Origin of the sequence: Haloplanus sp. (genome assembly GCF_028275055.1) — an archaeon.
GTDB lineage: Archaea > Halobacteriota > Halobacteria > Halobacteriales > Haloferacaceae > Haloplanus.
On the sequence record NZ_JAQCNJ010000024.1, the window covers coordinates 1 to 3297 of the forward strand.

General features: G+C 64.7%; 2 protein-coding genes. Both read right to left on the reverse strand.

Annotated elements, in window-relative coordinates; translation table 11 throughout:
- A partial coding sequence (locus tag Q0925_RS03135) for a PKD domain-containing protein (RefSeq protein ID WP_299331840.1) occupies window positions 1-2415 on the reverse strand: 2415 nt, incomplete at its 3' end.
- On the reverse strand, window positions 2412-2648 hold the full coding sequence (locus Q0925_RS03140; protein ID WP_299331842.1) for a hypothetical protein: 237 nt from the start codon (window positions 2646-2648) through the stop codon (window positions 2412-2414). The genes Q0925_RS03135 and Q0925_RS03140, both read right to left, overlap by 4 nt.
- Window positions 2649-3297 lie beyond the last annotated feature (649 nt).

A 3297-nucleotide genomic window follows, 5' to 3' on the forward strand; every position in this document is an offset into this window, starting at 1 on the left:
CGCGACCCCGGTCGCCAGGAACGCAAAGCCAGGCTGGCCACCGGTCGACGTTTCCGTCGGCGTCGGTGTCTCGGTCGGTGTTTCGGCCGGCGTTTGGGTCGGTGTCGGTGACGGCGCGTTCACCGTAACCGTCACCTCGGTCGTGTCGACGGCACCGTCCGCGTCGGCCACGCGCAGTCCGACCGTGATGTCTCCCGACGACCCGAACTCGGTTGTCACCGTCATCCCGGTGGCGTCGTCGTAGCTACCGTCGCCATCGAGATCCCACTCGTAGGTGTCGATTGCTCCGTCGCTGTCGGTACTCCCCGATGCGTCGAGCGTCACCGATTCGCCCACGGTCGGGGTCTCGGGTGAGACGGAGAAATCGGCGTCCGGAACCGCGTTGATCGAGAGGGTCCGCTCGGTCGCGTTCGTCAGCCCGGTCGTGTCAGTCACGCGCACCCCGACGACGGCCTCGCCCGCGCTATCGAACGATGCGGTCACCGTCTCGCCGGAGCCGTCGTCGTAGTTGCCGTCACCGTCAAGATCCCACGCATACCTCAGCGCGTCACCGTTCGGGTCGGAACTGTCCGACGCATCCAGGGTGATCGACTCGCCGACGTTCGGTGTCGCCGGAGCAGCCGTGACCGCCGCGGTCGGGGCGGCAGGATCGGTGGCGAACGCAACCTGTCGCGTCGAGAACTCCTCGATAACGAAGGCCACCCACCGCTGACCATCAGCGCGCTCGGTCCAGAACGACTCCCCCTCTCCGTCGACCAGAAGCTGTGCGTCCTCGAGCCCGCCCAGGGCCGCCGACACCTCACTCGCGTTCAGATAGAACGTCACGTTCGTCGCGTCTCCGGTCACGTCAATCGACAGCGCGTAGACACCCGAGTCATTCGCCGTTCGCTCGACGGACGTGTTCGTGACCGCGTCCGATTCGACCCGGAGGCGATCGGCCAGTCCGGGCGGCGTTATCCGGTCGCTGCTCGGCGTTGTGGTGTCCTCGAACGCGGTGGCCTCCGGGGGCAACAGGACGGGTATCGTCCGTGTCGTTCGCGCGGTCGTCCCGGCGTCGTCGGTGACGATGAGCGTCACAGGTTGATCCCCGGCGGCGGTGAACCTGTGTGAGAGGCTCGATCCGTTGGCGTCAACGTCACCATCGCCATCGAGATCCCACTCATAGGAGACGATGTTCCCGTCCGCAGCGGTCGAGCCCGAGGCGTCCAGTTGGGCCGGTCGGGAAACGGTCGGCGCACTCGGCGTGGTCTCGAAGGCCGCCGTGGCCCCTGGCTTGCTGAGGACGACCGTTCCGCCGTTGTTTGTTGTGTCCTCTTCGGTAACATTACCCTCCGGGTCAACGACCACCGTCACGTTGAGTTCCCTCGGGTCGGACGCGGAGACGGTGTAATCGACCTCTCTCGTTCGGGTCGACCCCGGTTCCATGAAGTACACCGGCTGTTCTGAGACCTCCGTACCGTTGACGAGGAACCGGACAAATGCCTTCGAGATGTACTCCCTGCCGAAGTTGTGAACCGTCGCCGAGATGGTCACGGTATCGCCGGATGCGGGGGTCGTGTTGCTGACGACGATCTCACGCCGTGGGATTCCCGCGTCCGGGAGTCGCTCCTCGCTCCGCTCGCTGACGCGCTCGGAGAACCGACGGTCGGCATGGGTCTCGTTTCGCCCGACGACGTGCATCGTCTTGCTCTCAAGGAAGAAGTTCACCGTCGTCTCGGTGTTCTGGGCGTAGTGGCCGGGGTTCATCCCGCGGGTAACGATGGTGAAGTAGTTCGTCCCGGCGCCGGACCCGCCCGAGCGCCGCACGAGGTCGGGACTCGGGTTCTCGACCTCGAACTGGTAGGCGCCACGGGGTATCTCGTTTGTCAGCTCCCCGATCCGCTTGCCGTTCCACTCGTAGATGGTGTCGAACGGTCCGAGGGTGTTGCTAGCCCAGAACTCGCTGAACCGGTTCTCGAAGGTTATCTCCTCGATTTCACCGGTGTCAGCGTTGGCAATAGCAACCGCCGTTCTCTTCGCCGTGGGCCGGGTGATCGGCGCGTCGTCCGCCGTCCCGTTGTGATCTGTGAGCCTGACCGCGCTCGTGGCCGTGCCTGAGGAGTAGTTCAGGGTGAGGCCGTTCGTCAACACGGAGGTCCGGTTCCCGGCGGTGTCGAGCGCGGTGACGTTGACCGCGACGGTATCGCCGTCGGAAGCGATTGACGACGAACTCGTGTCGACGGTGAAATTGGCGACGTACGTGCCATCGGAGTCGTTGTCGAACATATCGACGTCCTCGCTCACCCCGAACTCGCGGGCGATGGCGTCGACGGTATCGAGATCGTCGTCGCCCACGTCGGCGGTGACCTGGATCCGGTCGCCGTCACGGACGTCGTCGTTCGCACCATCGAGGTTCGTCGCCGTCGCGTTCGTCACCGTCGGCACCGTCGAGTCCCCGACACCGCCGCTACCGCCATCGCCACCGTCTCCGCCGTCTCCGCCGTCTCCACCATCGCCGCCATCTCCACCGTCTCCACCATCGCCGCCATCTCCGCCATCTCCACCGTCTCCACCATCGCCGCCATCTCCGCCATCTCCACCATCTCCGCCATCTCCGCCGTCTCCACCGTCACCACCGCTGTCGCCACCGCCACCGATGCCGCCGTCACCGCCGCCGCCACCGCCGCCGAATCCGGATCCTCCGGATCCGCCGCCGACGCCGCCGGGCCCCGTGATCGGTGAGGTCGCCCGCGGCTTGTTGGTGCACCGCCAGTCTTCGTTGTCACGCTTGTCGGATGCCCCGTCATCGTCGGGCCCGGTGTCGTTGTTGATGACCTTGTAGGTATCATAGAGGTCCTGGGCGCAGTCAGCGGCGGGCAACCACCTGGTCACAAACTTGCCGGCCTTCGTGACCTTCGTTGCGTCCTCCAACCTATCATCGGCCTCATCAAGTCCAATCTCCAGGCCTTTATTGCTGGCATCTTTCGCGACGGCCGATGCGGTGTTCACGTTTGAGTCCGTTATGGAGTTGTAGATGTTCCCCCCCGTGTTGAGCGTGTCTTTGACAGGACCGATGGGCGTGAATTCCGCTCCACAGTTGGCGGCGTTTGCTATCACCTTTGAGGTCTTATCGCCGCCCAACGCGTCCGGGACGTCGGGCTCGACTGCCGTTTCAAACGTATTAAGATCGTCTCCCCCTTCTGGATCGAGGAATCCCGCTTGCGGCTCGACGCCCCGTCTGCTGGCTGTTTCACTTTCACCCCCACTCTCACCCTCAGTAGCGTTGAACGTGATGACCGAAATGGAGTAGTTGCCCAA